17 protein-coding genes are annotated in these 19,128 nt (G+C 33.3%); 10 read left to right on the forward strand and 7 right to left on the reverse strand.

Translation table 11 applies throughout. The features are described from left to right. Window positions 1-10: 10 nt before the first annotated feature. The 7 genes from FF125_RS11170 to FF125_RS11195 all read right to left on the reverse strand — a co-directional run bounded on the left by FF125_RS11170 (window position 11) and on the right by FF125_RS11195 (window position 7,775). Window positions 11-1,669 (reverse strand): FAD-dependent oxidoreductase, encoded by a 1,659-nt coding sequence (locus FF125_RS11170; RefSeq protein WP_138949845.1) that lies wholly within the window; start codon window positions 1,667-1,669, stop codon window positions 11-13. A 104-nt stretch (window positions 1,670-1,773) separates the two neighbouring features. After that, window positions 1,774-2,514 carry an acyl-CoA desaturase gene (locus tag FF125_RS11175; RefSeq protein WP_138949846.1) on the reverse strand — a complete coding sequence of 247 codons (741 nt, stop codon included), beginning with the start codon at window positions 2,512-2,514 and terminating at the stop codon, window positions 1,774-1,776. Between the two features lie 99 nt (window positions 2,515-2,613). After that, complete coding sequence (locus FF125_RS11180; protein WP_138949847.1) at window positions 2,614-3,183, reverse strand: Crp/Fnr family transcriptional regulator; 570 nt, start codon at window positions 3,181-3,183, stop codon at window positions 2,614-2,616. A 74-nt stretch (window positions 3,184-3,257) separates the two neighbouring features. Then, window positions 3,258-3,620 (reverse strand): sugar phosphate isomerase/epimerase family protein, encoded by a 363-nt coding sequence (locus FF125_RS22110; protein ID WP_250629566.1) that lies wholly within the window; start codon window positions 3,618-3,620, stop codon window positions 3,258-3,260. Between the two features lie 21 nt (window positions 3,621-3,641). Next, window positions 3,642-4,226, reverse strand: coding sequence for an apurinic/apyrimidinic endonuclease family protein (locus tag FF125_RS22115; protein ID WP_250629567.1), 585 nt, complete (start codon window positions 4,224-4,226; stop codon window positions 3,642-3,644). A 213-nt stretch (window positions 4,227-4,439) separates the two neighbouring features. Then, window positions 4,440-6,578, reverse strand: coding sequence for a YccS family putative transporter (gene yccS / locus FF125_RS11190; protein WP_138949848.1), 2,139 nt, complete (start codon window positions 6,576-6,578; stop codon window positions 4,440-4,442). A gap of 336 nt (window positions 6,579-6,914) precedes the next feature. Then, window positions 6,915-7,775 carry an outer membrane beta-barrel protein gene (locus FF125_RS11195; RefSeq protein WP_138949849.1) on the reverse strand — a complete coding sequence of 287 codons (861 nt, stop codon included), beginning with the start codon at window positions 7,773-7,775 and terminating at the stop codon, window positions 6,915-6,917. A gap of 486 nt (window positions 7,776-8,261) precedes the next feature. Between FF125_RS11195 and FF125_RS11200 the strand changes: the two genes are divergently transcribed. The 10 genes from FF125_RS11200 (at window position 8,262) to FF125_RS11245 (ending at window position 19,016) form a co-directional block, all read left to right on the forward strand. Beyond that, window positions 8,262-8,834 (forward strand): DUF2911 domain-containing protein, encoded by a 573-nt coding sequence (locus FF125_RS11200; protein ID WP_138949850.1) that lies wholly within the window; start codon window positions 8,262-8,264, stop codon window positions 8,832-8,834. A gap of 226 nt (window positions 8,835-9,060) precedes the next feature. Next, window positions 9,061-10,068, forward strand: a complete 1,008-nt coding sequence (locus FF125_RS11205) for an LLM class flavin-dependent oxidoreductase (RefSeq protein WP_138949851.1) — start codon at window positions 9,061-9,063, stop codon at window positions 10,066-10,068. A gap of 204 nt (window positions 10,069-10,272) precedes the next feature. After that, window positions 10,273-11,496 (forward strand): toxin-antitoxin system YwqK family antitoxin, encoded by a 1,224-nt coding sequence (locus FF125_RS11210; protein WP_138949852.1) that lies wholly within the window; start codon window positions 10,273-10,275, stop codon window positions 11,494-11,496. Window positions 11,497-11,634: 138 nt separating this feature from the next. After that, window positions 11,635-12,186 carry a TetR/AcrR family transcriptional regulator gene (locus tag FF125_RS11215; protein ID WP_138949853.1) on the forward strand — a complete coding sequence of 184 codons (552 nt, stop codon included), beginning with the start codon at window positions 11,635-11,637 and terminating at the stop codon, window positions 12,184-12,186. Window positions 12,187-12,236: 50 nt separating this feature from the next. Beyond that, a complete protein-coding gene (locus FF125_RS11220) occupies window positions 12,237-13,097 on the forward strand; it encodes an SDR family oxidoreductase (protein ID WP_138949854.1) in 861 nt (286 codons plus the stop codon). 9 nt (window positions 13,098-13,106) lie between these two features. After that, a complete protein-coding gene (locus FF125_RS11225) occupies window positions 13,107-13,451 on the forward strand; it encodes a DoxX family protein (protein WP_138949855.1) in 345 nt (114 codons plus the stop codon). Window positions 13,452-13,625: 174 nt separating this feature from the next. Next, window positions 13,626-14,351 carry a lysozyme inhibitor LprI family protein gene (locus tag FF125_RS11230; protein ID WP_138949856.1) on the forward strand — a complete coding sequence of 242 codons (726 nt, stop codon included), beginning with the start codon at window positions 13,626-13,628 and terminating at the stop codon, window positions 14,349-14,351. 130 nt (window positions 14,352-14,481) lie between these two features. Beyond that, a complete protein-coding gene (locus FF125_RS11235; RefSeq protein ID WP_138949857.1) occupies window positions 14,482-15,813 on the forward strand; it encodes a sulfatase family protein in 1,332 nt (443 codons plus the stop codon). A 141-nt stretch (window positions 15,814-15,954) separates the two neighbouring features. Then, window positions 15,955-17,073: an SGNH/GDSL hydrolase family protein gene (locus FF125_RS11240; RefSeq protein WP_138949858.1), complete on the forward strand. Its 1,119-nt coding sequence runs from the start codon at window positions 15,955-15,957 to the stop codon at window positions 17,071-17,073. A gap of 185 nt (window positions 17,074-17,258) precedes the next feature. Then, window positions 17,259-19,016 (forward strand): serine hydrolase, encoded by a 1,758-nt coding sequence (locus tag FF125_RS11245; protein WP_138949859.1) that lies wholly within the window; start codon window positions 17,259-17,261, stop codon window positions 19,014-19,016. Window positions 19,017-19,128: the final 112 nt, after the last annotated feature.

Raw genomic sequence — 19,128 nt, forward strand, 5'->3', positions numbered from 1 at the left:
GAGAACAGACCTATTTTTTTAAAACTTGTCCTTTTTCCTCTAAAGCATTTTTAAGCATTTCATAGTCCACATCTTGCACGGTCACATTGTTGTCAATAGCCAATACTGCTGCTACCGCTGAAGATTGACCTAAAATCATAAAAACAGGTTCCATTCGCATAGACCCAAAGGCAATATGACTTGACGATACACAAACTGGGACCAATAAATTTGTACACTCCTCCTTTTTTGGTACTAACGCACCGTATGAAATGGCATAAGGGCCTTTGGTGTTCACACCAATATCACCTTCATTTTGAACAAAACCATCGGCTTTTATATACCGTTGCGTATTATGAGAATCCATAGTATAAGATCCCATTCCTACTGGATTTGGAGTGGGTCGTTTTTTTAACAATTCGTTTTCCGTCATTATAAATTGCCCTATCATTCTCCGTGCTTCCCTAACATATATTTGGTGTGGCCAGTTGCCATTATCTGTAAATTCGTCTTTTGCTAAACCCCATTTTTGCATTTCCATTTGAATATCCTTAGGTACCCTTGGGTCATTGGCTACAAACCAATAAAAGCCTTGTTGATAATCTTCATGTTCCTTTATAATCTCTTTTCTGCGGTCGTACGAGGCTTCTGGATAATCATAATTCATTCCAATATTGTCACTACTCAAAGGACCATGGTTATTGGTATCTGTTTTGTAATTGGGAATGCCATCAAATTTTTCAAAAAAATCATCGCGTCCCGTTGCCAATGATCTTGCTAATAATTCATATTGCAGCGGGTCATAGTTTTCAGGCTTTGGAAACGGTACCCTGTTGGCTTCATGATTCGTCATGCATGTTCTAAAACAATAAGCCTGAATTTTATCATCACCATCATGTTTATTTCCAGGAGATACTGTAGAAATTCTTGGCAATACACCACTTGTGGAATCACCAGGAACTACATAAGGTGAAATATCAGATAAAAACCAATGTTTATGATGTAAAACACCTGTTTGAACACCATTCCATTCTTCATTATATACACTTCCAGCTTCTCTACCTACATGATAACTTACACCTGCGGCTGCCATTAAATCACCCTCATACGTAGCATCTAAGAATACCTTTCCAGAATATGTTTTACCACTCAAGGTGGTTATTGATATAATTTTCCCATTTTCAACTTTAACTCCATTTTGACGATTAAGCCATTCATCTCTCTCTACTTGAATACCATATTCTTTAACAAAATCTTCAAAAATAAGCTCAGCCACATGTGGTTCAAATATCCACATGGTGCGACTTTCACCATCCATGGCTCTTGTACCTTGGCCTTTATTACCATACGCCTCTTTTGGTTGCCAATTCCATGCTTCTTTGGTGTTGTAATACAAATAAACCCTATGATAAAAATCTCTCGACAACCCTCCAATAACACTTTTATCACCGGTATCAGTCCATCCTAGACCACCAGAAGTTAACCCACCTAAATGGATATCAGGCGAAACTACAATAACAGATTTACCAGATTTTTTAGCTTCTACCGCTGCAATAATGGCTGCAGAAGTACCTCCATAAATAATGATATCTGCAGTCGAATCAGAAGCTTTATTTTGGCTAATTATTGCATTTGGAAACGTTAATAATAAGGTTAGGAACAAGACGAAAACGTAGGTGATTTTTCTCATAACCCAAAGATACTAAATACTAAGTACAATGGTATCATTTAGCTTACACTGGACGTAACTCACATCGTAAAAAGAAATTATAATTAAATTTAAAACATTATTAATTAAGACTTTATCTTAATTGACTTCAACTTAATTATACCTAAAAAATTCAATAGTTTTATAATCAAATAGGTGAGATCTACCTCATACCATTTTACACCAAAATTGGCTCTACTTGCATATTTATGATGGTTATTATGGTAGCCTTCACCCATCATTAAAAAATCAAAACGAAAGAGATTCTTACTCGTATTTTTCATTTTAAAATTCACATAACCATAAATATGACCGAACCAATTAATAATAACCCCATGAATAGGTGCCATTAAAAATGCGACAGGCAACAATAACCATTGCCATAAAGCTGTGGTAAAGAAAACGAAAAACAAGGTATAAAGTACCAACCACAATACTCTAGAAAAGCGTGAGCTAGCGAAATTATCAAACCCTTTCCATTGCGGAACGTTTTTGGTAAAACGCTCTTCAATAGTGATGCGTTCTTTATTAATATCTTGGTAAATGGTTTTTGTTTTCCACATCATCGCAAATAAATTGGCATCATAAGAGGGCGAGTGCGGATCTTTTTCTGTATCGGTATAAGCATGATGAATACGATGCATGATGCCATAACCATATGCACTTAAATAACTAGAACCTTGAAAAATCCAAGTTAACACAAATGTAATACGTTCCATGGTTTTAGACATGGTAAAAACTTGATGAGCGGCATAGCGATGTAAAAAGAAAGACTGAAAAAACAGACTTCCATACCAGAGCACTAGAACGAAGATAATTATCGTCATAACTTTTTTTCAAAGATAATTTGATAATCTGAGCTAAACAATGAACCCAAATCAATTAATGACATGTTATGGAAAGCTCAAAAAGAACAATAATTAATCTTATAAACGTTTTCTAATCCTACTCAAGGCCTGTGCTGTAACCCCAATATAAGAACTGACATATTTTAAAGGCACTTCCTTTAAAAGTTCTGGACGGTCCTTAAACAATTTCATATAGCGTTCTTCTGCCGATAAATTCAATAAGTTCTGTTCGCGTTTAGATTTTATTAAAAAGAGACGTTCAGCAGTCAATCTACCTATCAGATTTCCTATTTGTGTTGTTTTATAAACGTCTTGTAAATCATTATAACTAATACTCACAAGTGTAGTTTCTGTAAGTGCCTGAAGTTCATAAGCCGAAGGTTTCTGTGTCAAAAACGAATCATAAGCACTAATAAACTGATTTTCAAAACTAAAGCCGAAAGTGATTTCTTTTTCTGGATTTTCTTTTGGAATATATAAGCGTACCACACCAGATTCAATAAAAGAGATATGATTTTCTATTTCATTGAGTTTTAAAAACACTGTTTTCTTTGGGATAACCCTTCGATGTAGTTTTGACATAAAAAACTCCCAATCAAATTTAGAGAGGGTAGCAATTTGATCTAAGTGAGCTTTTATTTGTTCCAAAACTTTTAATGATAGTTATTTAGCTTACAAATATAAGTTTTCTCTGTAGTTTTTTATCTTATTTTTTCAACTTACTATTCCGCCTTATCCCAAGCTTCTTGTAAATACTCCAAGTCCTTTTTTATCTTACTAAAAACCTCTTTTTGGGGCATCGTAATTTTATCACGTCCTTGTTCAGCACCACCCAAATCATACTCAACATGTAATGAAACAGGTACATTGATTTTATATTTTTTAAGTAATGAAAAATAACGATTAAAATCAACCATACCTTCCCCTAAAGGCACATTTATGGGCTCCCATTTACCATCTACAACGCCCCACTTTACATCTTTAATTACAATAGAATTAATTAACGGTTTTATCCGACGTAATCCCAGCTCCCAACACTCACCACCTTCAATAACAGCATGCCTGATATCGTATTGGCTTCCCATAAATTTGCCATTGGTGGCTTCTTAAATAGGAAGGAGATCCCAGATTGGTGCACCTACATTCATTCCTGAATTATTTTGATAGCCTCCAATAAGTCCTAATTTTTCATTGAGTATTTCCAACTCTTTGGCTTGTCGTCCGTATAAGGCTTGACTTTCAGTAATGGAGATATCTTCTGGGTACTTTAACCAATTGGTCCGATAATTAGTAAAACCTAAGGTACTTGCCGTTTCCAGCACTGTTTTTTGCACTGTATTGCTCGCATCCCAAACATTGGTGGACATCATTTTAGGTTGCAGACCGTGTTTTTTCATAGCCTCCACCGCTTTCGGTAAATCCTCTTTTACATTTTCTGGCAACACATGTCCTTTGGGGCGTACTGTCAAATCGATTCCATCAAATCCCATTTCCACAGCTGCGGCAGACATATCGTTATAATTAAGAAATTGTAGGTGTTTAGAAAACAAATGCACATTGAGGGTTGTTGCTATTGACAAATCCATTTTTTCTAATCCATTTTGAAACGATAATAATGGAATAGAGGCAAGCCCCAGTGCTGAAAGTTTGGCAAATTCCCTTCTAGAATAATTAGTTGAATCTGTACTCATTTTGTGGTGTAATTAGTTTGTGATTTTATATGGTATGAAGTTAATTATTTTTGATGGAATTTTCAAGTTTAGCATTGATTTTGAGCAATTTATATAAATTCTAAATTAAAGACAGTTTCAAATAGGATGACTGGTACTAGTATAAGGAAATAATGGAAGGGAAAGCTTCAATGATAAGAAACCTTGATGAGCTATCGGAAGCAAAACAAACCCTTAACTATCTTGTTTCGTCTGCTTAAAAAGTTTAGCCTGTTCTAGAATTTCAATAGTTACTCCGGTAATATTATACAACAAACTATATTCTATACGTATTTCTTCTTCCTTTTTACGATGTAATTGTGTTCGTATTTCTTCTAAATTTAATGCAATAATATTTATTTCGCTATTATCTGTCGTTGCTAACCAATCAAAAGCTTCATCTAAGGCATTTAAAATGTGATTTTCAAATGCTACTAAATTTAAAGGTTGTTTATGTTGACTTCTATGGGCACCAAGTGCTGACAAGTACGAAAGTAACGCATGATTTAAATAGGTTAATCTAAACGCTGTTTTTTTAAGTTTTTGATGTTTTTGAGGATCTAATTGCATGTTTTGCCAAGCCATAACTAATGCATTATCAGCCCTATGTGCTTCTCTTCTTACAATTCTATAGTGTAAATCATCATTGACTGGTTTTTTATATTCATTTAAAATGGCTTTTAAATAGGCTGTGTTTTTAAGAATGACTTCACTTATTAGGTTGGGTAATTTTTTATATTGCCAATCTGGCCATAAAAAACGTACCACTAAAAACGAAATAAAAGCACCTATCAACGTATCTATTAATCGAGGTGCCATAACATCAACCCCTTTATCAGCAATAATATTAAAGGCACACAACACAAAAATGGTAATAAAAATGATACTGATGGAATACTTGCGTTTCATCCAAAAGAAAAACAAATAAGCAGAAGACAGCATTAAAACGATTTGCCCTGAAAAAGTGAATAATTTTATCACTAAAATACCAATAATTACACCTGCCAACGTACCTGAAATTCGCTGAAAAAGCCGTTTTCTAGTCTCACTATAACTCGGTTGTAATACAAATAAAATGGTCAGCACAATCCATTCTCCTTTCTCAATATTAAAATACTTATATATGGAATATCCAATTAAAAACGAAAGACTTAACCTTAACGCATAAAGCATTTTAGGGTGATTTATATTAAGTTGTAGTTTAAATCTTTTAAAATAGGAAAGTGTGTTTTTTTCTAACTTAGGAAATGACAGCGTATCGTAATTTTTATGAATATTTTTTAAAGTTTCATGAGACTGGGTTAGATTCCGAATCAATAACTTCATGGGAAGTGACAATTTTTGCTCATTATTTTTAAATGAATTATGAACGGCATTGATCAACCAATCTATAGCGACAGGGTGTACATAAGGCACACCTGTTAATAAACTGGTTGCAAAACTTTGGGTGGCAGTAGAGAGCTCATGTAATAATTGACGAATGCCACCAATTAATTCATCATTTGAAGGATTGGCACTTAGTAAATCATAACGTTCGTGACTAGAGGCAGCACGTTCATGTAAACTCTGCAACACCATAAAATAATACAAATAGGGCTGTAACGGTTTCTCATCGGTTAGTGATTCTCCGTAACTATTTAACACCTCTTTACATCGATCTAAAGCTTCAACGGTTTGCACATTTAACAGTGCGAGTTTTGTTCTAATTTCTTTTACAGCAGCTTTATCACTCGGAAAAAGTTTTGATTTCTCATTTAAATATAAGGATAAAGCAGAAAAACCTCTGGCCAATTGTTCTTCTAATAAACTATAGGGCTTTAAACGAAGTAGTAGATAAGAAAACATACCGTAAATAAAGGCTCCAGATGTTAGTAAAATGGGTTGCATATACCAATTTGGACTGATTTGAGTCCCAATCATCGTATAAATACCCACCAACAAAGCACCAAAGGTTACGCCCCTAAAACGCTCACTAACGCCTCCAATTAAAATAAAAACAATGGTAGATAATGCGAGTCCCGCACCCAATAGAATAGGATACGGTTGTAACAATTCTACTGAGAAACTTGAGATTGCAAAACTGACCACTTTTAATGCCATTGACTTTAAACGTCCTTTCGGATGATCATCCGTTTCAGATAAAGCACCTGCAAGTGCCCCTAAACCTAAAGTAACTGCATAAAAAGGCAAGTTTAGACTCACCATTAAAATCACAAGGACTCCAATAACAAAAGTTGCTTTAACAGATGGTAATCTATTTGGATTGCTTAAAAAAGACGTTCTAAATGAAGTAAACCAAGATTGTTTTTTTAAATAAGAAGTAAGTTCCTTCATTTTAAAATATATAGGCGTAAAAAATTTTAATGAACCACAAAATTAAACAATAGAGCTTAATAACGAACAGTAATTGCTACTTTTCATTTGCTAAAATAACAATGAAATAAATAGTGGTAAAAGTGCTCTTTTGGCGAATAATCAGATGCTTGAATTGCCATGTCATAATTTAGCATCATTACATAAAAGGCAATAGGAGTGAAGTACTATAGTTGATAACCTATCCAAAGAAAAAACCTGTCAAAACAATTGTTTTGACAGGTTTTAAGTACTTATTTAGCGTTGACTATTTCTAATAAAATCCCATATATACATGCTTCGGGATTACATTTTTTTTTACTTTTTAGCCAATTTATTAAAATGATAGGTAATTCCGAAATTAATACCGAAGGAAGAATACGGTACTTTTTCTGCTAGTTTTTTAGAGGCATCTGTATTGGTATGAGAAAGGTTGTCAACATACGTTGTTTCTTTATAATATCCATCAGGCAAGTTATCTAGAGTATACAAACCACTTACAGAAACGGTACCATCTGCTAAAACAACATCAGTGTTAAATTCTTGAATTTCAGAATCTTTACGTTTCAAACTAATTCCGTAATATTCTGCTTCCGCAAAAATACTTAAATTATTAGTTAATTGATATTTATAACCTAGAGCACCCACAAAACCCAAAGGGAATTGCCCATGAAAATCTTCTACATAATTGGTCTGAGAATAAGACCCGAATGGCACACCAAAAGCATTAGCCTCTTCTTCCGAAAAAACAGATTTATTAGACACTACAGCTTCTGTTTTACCAGCTACTTTTATCAACGCACCAAAACGACCGTAAATATTATTGGTAAATCGATACACTACAGAAGCAGAACCTCCAAAAGCACGTGCTCTACCAACAGCCTCAACCTCGTTACTGGGTAGACTAACTTTAGATACGGTTTGATCAGTACCTTGCAAATATCCTAAACCTACATCTACACCAAATGATTTATTAAAGAAATACGTTCCTCTGATTTGAAAATTTACACCTTCACCATAACTCCCATAAGAGCTTTCTGATTCAGATATATTAATGGTTTCACCGAGCTTCATGGTTGCACTACCAGTAGCATAGCCAGAACTAACAGAAACCTGTAATTGAGCATAAGACATTGTACCTATTAAAAGGGCCATAAACACTATACTTATATGTTTCATGATTATTTAATTTATATGATTATTTCTTTTAAAATGATTGAAATGAGGGACTTATTTACCACAAATTCAGACAGACTACAAAGGTACTTTTTTTATGATTTTTAAAACAGATTTACGAGCTCTATTTTCCTTGTTTTATGTTAAAAAAAACGTTAAAAAATCAATGTAATTTCTAGATGTTATTTAACGTGCAGCATACTAATTCGTTAACTAATTTCTACTTTTTACATTGTTTTAAAATGAAGTTCAAAAAAACCTGATGAACCTGCATATTTCATAATTATAGTAGTCTATAATAATTAAAAAAAATAGAGCTCAAAATGCAATCTAAATTATAACCTTGAACATAACTTTACAAAATAAATGCATAGGAGGGTAGGAGTTTTATTTCATTAGCTGTTATAATTACAACAAACCGTAAATGATTACTTTGTTTTATTAATTATTCTATAAACAAAGCATCAACATCATATAATCTCAAATAATATGAATACAAGTAATCTTAAAAAACTCGCTTTACTTTTAGTTATCGTTCTTTTTAACTATGAATTTATCAATGCTCAATCATTTGATCCTATTGATAAAGCACCACATGACATTTCTTATTTAAGAACCAATAAAGTAACCAAGCCTATCATAAAAGTGATTTATGGTCGGCCATCGAAAAATAAACAAGAAGTTTTTGGGAATCAAGTTCCTTATAATAAAATATGGAGAACAGGTGCCAATGAAGCTACTGAAGTTAAATTTTACAAAGATGTTGTTTTTGGTGGTGTAAATATCCCTTCAGGGACCTATGTTTTGTATACCATACCAGGTGAAGATGAATGGGAAGTGATTTTGAGTAGTAATTTAGATGTATTAGGTTCATTTCAATACAATCCCACCTTTGATGTTGCAAGATTTTCAGTACCTGTTGCGAAAGCAGAAATGTTAGAATCATTTTCAATAGCATTTAAAACAAAGAAAGAAACCACACAAATGGTGTTGGGATGGGATACTACTAGAATAAAAATACCATTAACCATAAATAATGAAGAAGCATTAGCTCATTTATAGTAGAGTAGCTAGACAATAATTTATAAATCAATACGAAGAAGCCATCTCAAAAAAGAGATGGTTTTTTTGTGCTAATTAGGGAACGCATTTCTCTGTAAATAGCCCCGCTAAGATCGACAAAAATAAATGTAAAGTGTTTACCTTTGTATACGTCTAATGCGTAAGGTTACTAATTACAATACGACTACTTTCAGCCCACAATATTACGACGGGAAACACTTCAATTATGAAAACAAAAAATACCAAATATTCTATCTTAGACCTCGCCTTAGTTTCTGAAGGTCAAACGCTTACACAGACGTTTAATAATAGCTTAAAATTGGCTCAACATGCTGAAACGGCTGGTTACACACGTTATTGGTTGGCAGAACATCACAATGCGTCAACTATTGGCAGTAGTGCTACCTCTATTTTAATTGGTTATGTTGCCCAAGGAACCCATACACTTCGCATCGGTTCTGGTGGTATTATGTTACCCAACCATTCGCCACTAATTATAGCGGAGCAATTTGGAACCTTAGCTTCTTTATATCCCAACCGAATTGATCTTGGTTTGGGGAGAGCTCCAGGTACTGACAGAGAAACCGCAGAAGCCATACGGTCAGATTTTATGCAAGCCGCACAATCGTTCCCCAATGAATTGGAAAAAATTCAGAGATACTTTTCAACTGACAATGCTACTTCTAAAGTACGTGCCACCGTTGCTGAAGGTGTTGATGTGCCTATCTATATTTTAGGGTCTAGTACAGATAGTGCTCATTTGGCTGCAAAAAAAGGATTGCCTTATGCTTTTGCTAGTCATTTTGCGACTACGCATTTAGACGCTGCTCTTCAAATATACCATAATGAGTTTCAGCCTTCAGAAGTCTTACAAAAACCATATGTTATGGCAGGTGTAAATATTATTGTTGCCGATACTGACGAAGAAGCCGAACGCTTGTCAACCTCATTAATACGACTGATTGTAGGTATATTTACTGGTAATCGTGACTATGTTAAACCACCAACAGCAATGACGGATGATTTAAAGGAGATAATGAAACATCCGCAAGTGCATCAAATGTTAAAGTATTCTTTTATTGGCAGTAAAGCCACCGTTAAAGCTCAGGTTAAAGCATTTATGAAGCAAACGGAGGCAGATGAACTTATAGCGGTTACTAATATTTATGATGCCCATGACAGAATCAAATCGTACGAATTATTTGCAGAAATAATGAAGGAATTGAATGTATAAATAAAAACAGGAGAACATCAGATAGCTAAAACTCATAACATTTCTTACGAATTCACTTTACAACTAAACCATAACAAATAAAGGTTTACAATAAGCGAATATATATGCGTTGTAGGGATACCTAAAGAATGCACGTATATTTGATTCATAAATAACAGGTACCTGAATTTAAAATTTTAGTACAACAACAAAAAACTTCCATAAATGTATAAATTGATTATTCTTACTTTAGTTAATCTATGTTTCATTTCTAATAGTTACGCCCAAAAAAGCAAGAAGACCGTTATTAAAGATCCTGTATATGGAAAAATTAAAATTGTAAAAATTTACAATTCTGACGGGAATTTTTGGCGTGAAATGAAAACGTACAAACACAATAAAAGAGAATATAAAGAAGATAAAGTCTACTATCATGGTACCAAAATGATTCAATCTATAGATCATAGAATTGATGGTAAAAAAGAAGGTGTCCAATATTGGTATTATAAAAACGGTGCCGTTTTGTCGGAAATAAATTGTGTGAATGGACGATGGTTTGGTCCATTTAAAAGGTATCATGAAAATAAGCAATTACGTGAAAAAGGATATTATAATAAGAATGCAAAATTAGAAAAAGAATATATAAGGTATAATGAAGATGGTAAGTGGATTGAAAAACTAGAGTATCTAAATGGTTACATAAGTACGGGTGTTACTAGAGATTTTAATCTCAGGGGCGATTTGATTGAAAAATGCACCTATAGTGCAGCTTATAAAGATTGCGAAGAAAGAAGTTATGCCAATGATGATACGCATGATTATGGTGCATATGAATATAAAACGACTATCATTAACTATAGAACAAATAGATCAGGCTTAAGGAACTATAGACGGCATGGACCTTATAAAGATTTTTTTGATGATGGTACACTGAAAAAGGAAGGCACTTATATAGAAGATGAAATAAGTGGTATTTGGACAACCTATGATAAAAAAGGAAGAGAACTATATAAATGTGATTACAGCAATGATACACTTGTAACATGTATCAATAAAAGATACAAAGAAAAACTAACCTATGAATCTATTGCTATAAATGGTAGTTTAGAGGGACCTTTTACTTCCTATTACGAAAATGGGAATATAAAAGAAAAAGGCACCTATAAAAAGGATGAATATCATGGAATTGTAAGCAAATACAATGAAGAAGGAAAAATAGAAACGGAAGTTGAATATGCAGATGGAAAAATGCTTCTTGCCAACATTTTTTTTACGAATGGTCAAATCCACAGAAAAGTCAGTTTCAAAAATGAAATGCCCTATAACGTTCTAGAGTGCTATAATAAAAAAGGAAAAAGAATAACTAGTGGGAGCTTAAAAAATGGATCTGGAACCCTAATTCTATATGATTTAAAAACAGGTGCATATAAGGAGACTACGAAATTGTAATTTTCTCAACAGTTCAACTAAAGTTTATAATTGCATGCTTTTTTATAAAATGACTTAAATCAATAGTAAAAACACTACGATTTAAAATAATTACCACAATATTTGGAACATTCATTCCAATTTACCTATATTTGCATTGTGAATAAAAAAGAAGCAATACTATCATCTGCACTTACACTACTTACAGAAAAAGGAGTGCACAATACCCCAATGTCAGCTATTGCAAAGGCAGCAGGCACGGGAATGGGAACAATCTATAATTACTTTCCCAACAAAGAAGAATTAATCAATGAAATTTATATAAATATAAAGGAAAAAGAAAAAGCAGTGTTTTTAGATTTTAATTTAGAGAAACCTCTAAAAACACAATTTGAGAATTATCTTACGTCAATTATTGACTTTTTTATCAATAATCCCGAATATTTTAAATTCATGGAGCAATTACAAGCTTCACCTATTATTACTAAAGAGAGTAGGTCTAAGGGTGAAAAATCTGTGGCTCCAGTCTTTCAACTATTAGTGAAAGGAAAACAAGAGCGTATTATTAAGAATATTGAACTAGACGAGATACTAATGTTTATTGGTGGAGCTATTCTATCGTATTTAAGATGGTATTTTAATCAATCGCAAGCAAGACCAACTTCCCTTACCAATCAAATACAAATGGTTTGGGACGCCATAAAAGAATAAAAAATTTACCTAACAATTGGAATGAGCATTCACTCCATAAAACAATAATTATGAAACGAAACGTATTAATTACAGGAACATCAACAGGAGTAGGGTTTGAAAGTGCCATCTTATTTGCACAAAATGGATTTAAAGTTTACGCAACCATGCGAAACTTAAAAAAAGCGGCACCACTTCAAAAGAAAATAGAAGAAGATAATTTAGACATAGAATTACTTCCTCTAGATGTAACAAAAATGGAATCTATTGAAGCCGCTGTTCAAACCATTATAAAAAAAGAAGGTAAAATAGATGTATTAGTAAACAATGCAGGAGCAGGATTTGCAAAAACGACTGAGCAATCTACAGAAGAAGAAATTAGATGGGTAACGGAAGTGAATTATCATGGTGTGGTATTTTGCACACAAGCAGTTCTTCCATACATGAGAAAACAAAAAAGTGGTCAAATTATTAGCATTACTTCAGTTGGCGGTTTAGTGGGACAACCCTTTAACGAATTATATTGTGGAGCAAAATTTGCCGTAGAAGGCTTTATGGAAGGTTTAGCAACCTATGTAAGTGATGCTTTCAATATTAAAATAACCTGTGTTGAACCTGGGGGAATCGCTACAGAATTTATGACTTCTGCCATTGAAAAAACCGCTGTTGAAGGGCAATTTGCAACAGGTGAATACCTACCTATTTTTGAAAGATATATGGCAGGAAATCAAAAAAGAGCAACGGAGAGCAAAGAATCCGTGTACCAAACAGGTAAAGAAGTAGCCGAAGTAGTTTTAAATGTAGCAGAGAATGAAAACCCTCCTTTAAGAATTCGAACTTCAAAATGGGCTGAAGATTTTTGTAATCTAAAAACAGAAGCTGATCCAGACGGAACTAAGATCGTGAATCAGATAAAAGACAGCTTTTTATAGACTATACCTATGAAAATAATATATTGGTCAACTACACTATTACTTGCAGCATTTCTTTTGCTGAGTTCTTATACCTATCTATTTAGTAAAAGCACCATTGAAGGAATAAAAGAATTAGGTTTTCCTGATTTTTTTAGAGTAGAATTAGCCGTACTGAAATTAATAGCAGCCGTTATATTAGTGGTACCATTTGCATCCTCGCAATTAAAAGAATGGACGTATGCCGGTGTTGGTTTATTTCTGTTGACAGCACTGGTTGCACATATTACGCATAAAGACTCCATCTATATACTGCTATTACTTCTTGTTTTAATGGCAATTTTAATAATTTCAAATGTTTCTATGAATAAATAGTTTAACGAGATTCTTTAAATAGTGTTCTAAACTAAAAATAGCAAAAAAGCACAAATCACAAAGGTTTGTGCTTTTTTGTACATTTGTGTTTCGCTGAAAAGTTAGTAAACTAAAATCGGCTATTTTTCATTCACCAAACCCTTAGCATTACGCTAAAAACTAGAACATAAAAAAATGAATAAAATACTCTTTATAATATTTCTGACTTTCAATTTAGCTTGTTTTTCGCAAACGCAGGCGGAAATGAATAAACAAGCCAATGCAGAATTTAATGCATCTGACAAGATACTAAATGAAACCTACAAAACGATTTTATCAGAATATAAGACAGATCCCTCTTTTCTGGAAAATTTAAAAAAATCGCAACGCATATGGATACAATTTCGCGATGCGGAAATGGAAATGAAATATCCAAGTCAGAGTGAATATGGTTCAGTCCAACCAATTTGTCGAGCTTCTTATATGAAAGAATTGACTGATAATCGAATTAAAACACTACAAAAATGGATTGTCGGTGGTGAAGAAGGAGATGTCTGTAATGGATCTGTTAAAATTTTAGAAAGTATTAGTACTGATACGATGCAAAAAGCATCTATAAGAAAAGAGGGTTCAATTTGGATGAATGCCAACATGAAAAAAGACCATCGTATTTTCGGATATGAAAAGAAAGATGTGTATTCAGCAAAAATGATTTTACTATCTATTTTTACCAATGAAGTAAAAAACAATCCGTTTGACTGTAAACACGGAGCGTTTTATGACACAACTGAAATGAAAGATTTGAAATTAAAGTATGTGGCTACTGAAAATGATTTTTTACGAATTGAAATCCTTAAAGCCGGTAAAAAAATTGATGAAGTGTATATGCTTAAAAAATGGTTTGAGTTTGAAGAAGAATAAAAAACAGTTGCAAATAGTATAAAACCTCAACCAATCAATTAACTTTGGTCAAAGCACAACGTTGGTGCTATATTTAAACCGTTCAGCTTTTATGCGTAACGTTAGCAATAATTAATAAAATGAGATTGCTGTGAAAATTAAGATCAAACCGTTTATTTCAAAATTACTACTACTTATAATTTTTAGTAGTACTGCATGTCAGCAGCATATTGACACTTCGAATGATAGACCAAATATTATCATTTTCTTTACGGATGATCAAGGGTACGCAGATGTGGGATGCTATGGTGCCGAAGGTTTTGAGACACCACACATTGATCGTTTAGCTTCTGAAGGTATTCGTTTTACAAATTTTTATGTTCCAGCAACTGTATGTACGCCTTCTAGAGCTGGGCTTTTAACAGGTCGTTATCCTAAAAGATACAATCTACACGAAGCAGTACTTTTCCCTTTTTCAGAAGGTGGACTTTCATTGAATGAATATACAATGGCAGAAATGCTGAGGGACAATGGTTATAGTACCTCCATTATCGGGAAATGGCATTTGGGACATAAAGAGGAGTTTATGCCAAATAATCAGGGTTTTGATCAGTTTTATGGTGTGCCTTATTCCAATGATATGGATAATTACTATTATAAGCATATTGATTTTCAATCACCACCCCTTCCTTTTTATCGCAATAAAACATTGATAGAAAGCGGACCTGACCAAGACTATCTGACCCAAAAATATACAGAAGAGGCTATTAATCAAATAAAAAACAGAAGTGAAAAACCATTTTTCATGTATGTTGCTCAAAACATGCCACATACACCATTACACGCTTCTCCTGCTTTTATAGGTAAAAGTGAAAAAGGCTTATATGGTGATGTTATTATGGAACTGGATTGGAGTGTAGGAGAGATCGTAAAAACGCTGAAAGAACAAAATATCTATGATAATACTATTTTTATTTTCACATCTGACAATGGACCGCAAATGGGTTCTGCAAAACCATTAAGAGGTAAAAAAGCCGAAACATGGGACGGAGGTCAACGTGTGCCAGCCATAGTAGTTTGGCCAAGTAAAATTACTAAAGGAGTAGTGAGTAGTGATTTTACAACCACATTGGATTTATTTCCTACCCTTGCAAAAATAGCTGGTTCAAAAATTCCTGAAAATTTAAAATTGGATGGCTTAGATATTAGCGATTATCTTTTACATCCTGAAGCCACCAAATTACCAGAGCGTCCCTTTTATTTTTATGCCCGAAATGGTGAAATAGAAGCGGTTAGAATGGGGAAATGGAAACTTCATATTCAAAAATCAATAGGGTGGAATTTAAATAAAAATGGTAGTTTTCCTGTTTCACTATATAATCTTGATGAGGATATTAGTGAAAAAAATAATGTGGTAGATCAATTTCCTGAGGTTGTTGAGCAATTAACCAAGATGATGAAAGAAATTGAAACTGAATTATAATCAAACAACATCACTATATAGTATCGATTCGCGAATAACATATGGGTAATAGTTACTCCATTTTTTGTTCACCAAAATCACTACTTATAGGAGACAACATAATTCATGCAAAGAGAAACGAACTTAAATTTTATAATAATTATGATTATAAAGACATACAAAACAACATTTCAACATTTTTTACTACTCTTGTTTTTAAGTATTCCAATCTTAAGCAGTTCACAAGAGCAACATAATATAAAGTATTTCGGCAAGGATTTTTTCATTTTAGAAGGTACTCAAATTAACGATTCTCTTAAAGAAAATCGCTATGATAGGTTGCCGCTTTCATATAAAGAGCTTGTTCGAAAACCAGTATGGGAATTGTCTAAATCTTCGGCAGGCATGTCAATTCGCTTTTTTTCTAATTCCACTTCCATTAGCGTAAAATGGACCGTTCTAAATAATTTAAAAATGAATCATATGGCTGAAACCGGCATTAAAGGTGTTGATTTATATTTTAATAATAAGGGCAATTGGCAATATCTTAATACCGCTAGACCCACGGGCATTGAAAATGAATTTAAACTCATGCAAAATATGTCTAATGAGATGAGGGAGTTTAAAATGTTTTTACCGCTGTATGATGGTGTTAATAGTATTGAAATAGGCATTGATTCAAATAGCGTAATTGAAAGACCATTACATAAAAACCCTAAGTCAATCATTTTTTACGGAACTAGTATTACTCAAGGTGGATGTGCATCACGCCCTGGGATGGCACATACCAATATTATTTCCAGAAAATTAAATATGGATTGTATAAACTTCGGATTTAGTGGAAATGGTATGATGGAGCAACCAATTAATGAATTGATTTCGGAATTTAATCCTTTATTCTATGTTATCGAATGCTTGCCAAATATGAATGCAGAACAAGTAAAAAACAGAACCATTCCTCTTGTAAAAACGCTACAAAAGAAACGACCAAATACTCCAATTGTCTTTGTTGAAAATTTTTTAAGAGAATCATCAGCCCTAGATATAAAGGGGAAAGCTTTGACGAATGAAAAAAATGCAACTCTAAAAGCGGAATACATAAAAATGATTGAAGGTGGTTTTAAAAATGTTTTCTATATAAGTAGTGAGAATGCTACAGGAGACGATCATGAAGGAACTGTTGATGGCGTCCATTTTACAGATTTAGGATTTATAAGATATGCCGATTTTCTGATAGACCAGTTTTTTCAATTGGGTCTGATACCTAAAGAGGCCGAATAAAACATGTTTATTAAGTGCTAATCTTTCATAGATAGTAAGAAAATGCAGGTCGTATAATTAATTGCTGTGTTGGGCGTATGCGTATTATTCAGCTGATTTCCCTCTAATTTATTTTCTTTCACTAACTTAGACCGAGCCATACACAACATATTGTGCTTCTTTATAACTAACTAAAATATTCAATTATGAACTCAAAACCAACGTATTTACCTTTTAAAAATGGCCTTTTAATACTTTTATTAGTAGTAAGCGGTATGAGTTTTGCCCAAACGAAAGTTGAGCAAATCGAAGAACTTTTAAACACCTATCAAGAGTATGGTAAGTTTAATGGTTCCGTTTTAGTATCCGATCAAGGAAAAGTTATATATAAGAAAGGATTTGGCATGGCAAATATGGAATGGGATATTCCAAATGAACCCAATACAAAACATCGTTTGGGTTCTATTACCAAACAATTTACAGCCATGCTTATTTTACAATTAGTAGCGGAAGGAAAATTAGATTTAAACAAACCGATCACTACTTATCTTCCAGATTATCCTAAAACCAGTGGCGATATCATTACCAGTCATCATTTACTAACCCATACTTCAGGAATACCTAATTACACCTCATTTCCTAAATTTATGGAAGACGAAAGTCGCAATCCTTATACTCCAGAAGCGTTTCTGAAAATGTTTGCTGATAAGCCATTAGATTTTACACCAGGTGAAAAATTTAGTTATAGTAATTCGGGGTATTTTCTTCTCGGTGTGCTTATCGAAAAGTTGTCTGGAAAAAGCTATGAACAAATGCTTCAAGATAAAATTTTCACCCCATTAAACATGAAGGATACAGGTTATGATAATCATGCTGATATTTTAAAAAACAGAGCTACTGGATATGAAAAAGAAGGCGGAGCATATGTGAATTCTCGCTATTTAGACATGTCAATTCCTTATGCAGCGGGTTCTATGTATTCTACGGTTGAAGATTTATACAAATGGGATCAAGCGTTATATACCACTAGTCTTTTACCACAAAAATACATGACGCTATACTTTAAACCTTTTATTCCTGCTTTTGGCAACGCCCATTATGCATATGGATGGGGTGTAGGCTACTCTAAAATAGGAAAATCTAAAGATAGTATTTACGCTATCGGACACGGAGGTGGTATTAACGGGTTTAATACTTCTATTTCTAGAACTACTTCTAATAAGTCTTTGGTTGTACTTCTTAATAACACAGGGGGAGCACCACTTGACAATATAACAACAGCTATTAGAGGCATCATGCACGGAAAAGCATACGATATGCCTAAAAAATCGGTTGCCGATGCAGTATTGGCCGTTATTGAAGATAAGGGTATTGATGCTGGAATAACACATTACAACACAATAAAAGATTCTGAAAACTATAGCCTAAGTGAAACTGAAATGAATGCTATTGGGTATCAACTTATCGGTGCTGATAAGGTAGAAGACGCCAACAAAATATTTCAACTTATTGTTAAAGAATTTCCGAAATCATCAAATGCCTATGATAGTTTAGGAGAAAGTTTTATGAAGTTAGAGAAAAACGACTTAGCCATTAAAAATTATAGAAAATCGGTAGTGTTAAATCCCAATAATCAAAATGCGATCACTTTTTTAAAGGAACTTGGAGACGATGTAAGTGATTTGGTAAAGGAGGTAAAGGTATCCAATGCTATTTTAGATACGTATATTGGCAAATATGAACTCCAACCAGGCTTTATACTTACGGTTACTAGAGATGGAAATCAATTAAAAACGCAAGCTACCGGGCAATCGATAATTGATGTATTTCCAAAATCTGAAAATGAATTTTATTTAAAAGTAGTTGATGCACAATTAGTCTTTAATAAAAATGATGCTGGCAACATAGGTAGTGTAACCCTATTTCAAGGAGGGCGTGAAATGGAGGGTAAAAGAATTGAATAAAATCAAGATGTCAATAAAGGTGATTACAGTTTCGTTTTTGAAGTATGTAAAAAAGTAGCATATGCAGGAGTTGAGATAGGCGTACCTTGTAATTGTACAGTAGTACCCTTAT

Source organism: Aureibaculum algae (genome assembly GCF_006065315.1).
GTDB lineage: Bacteria > Bacteroidota > Bacteroidia > Flavobacteriales > Flavobacteriaceae > Aureibaculum > Aureibaculum algae.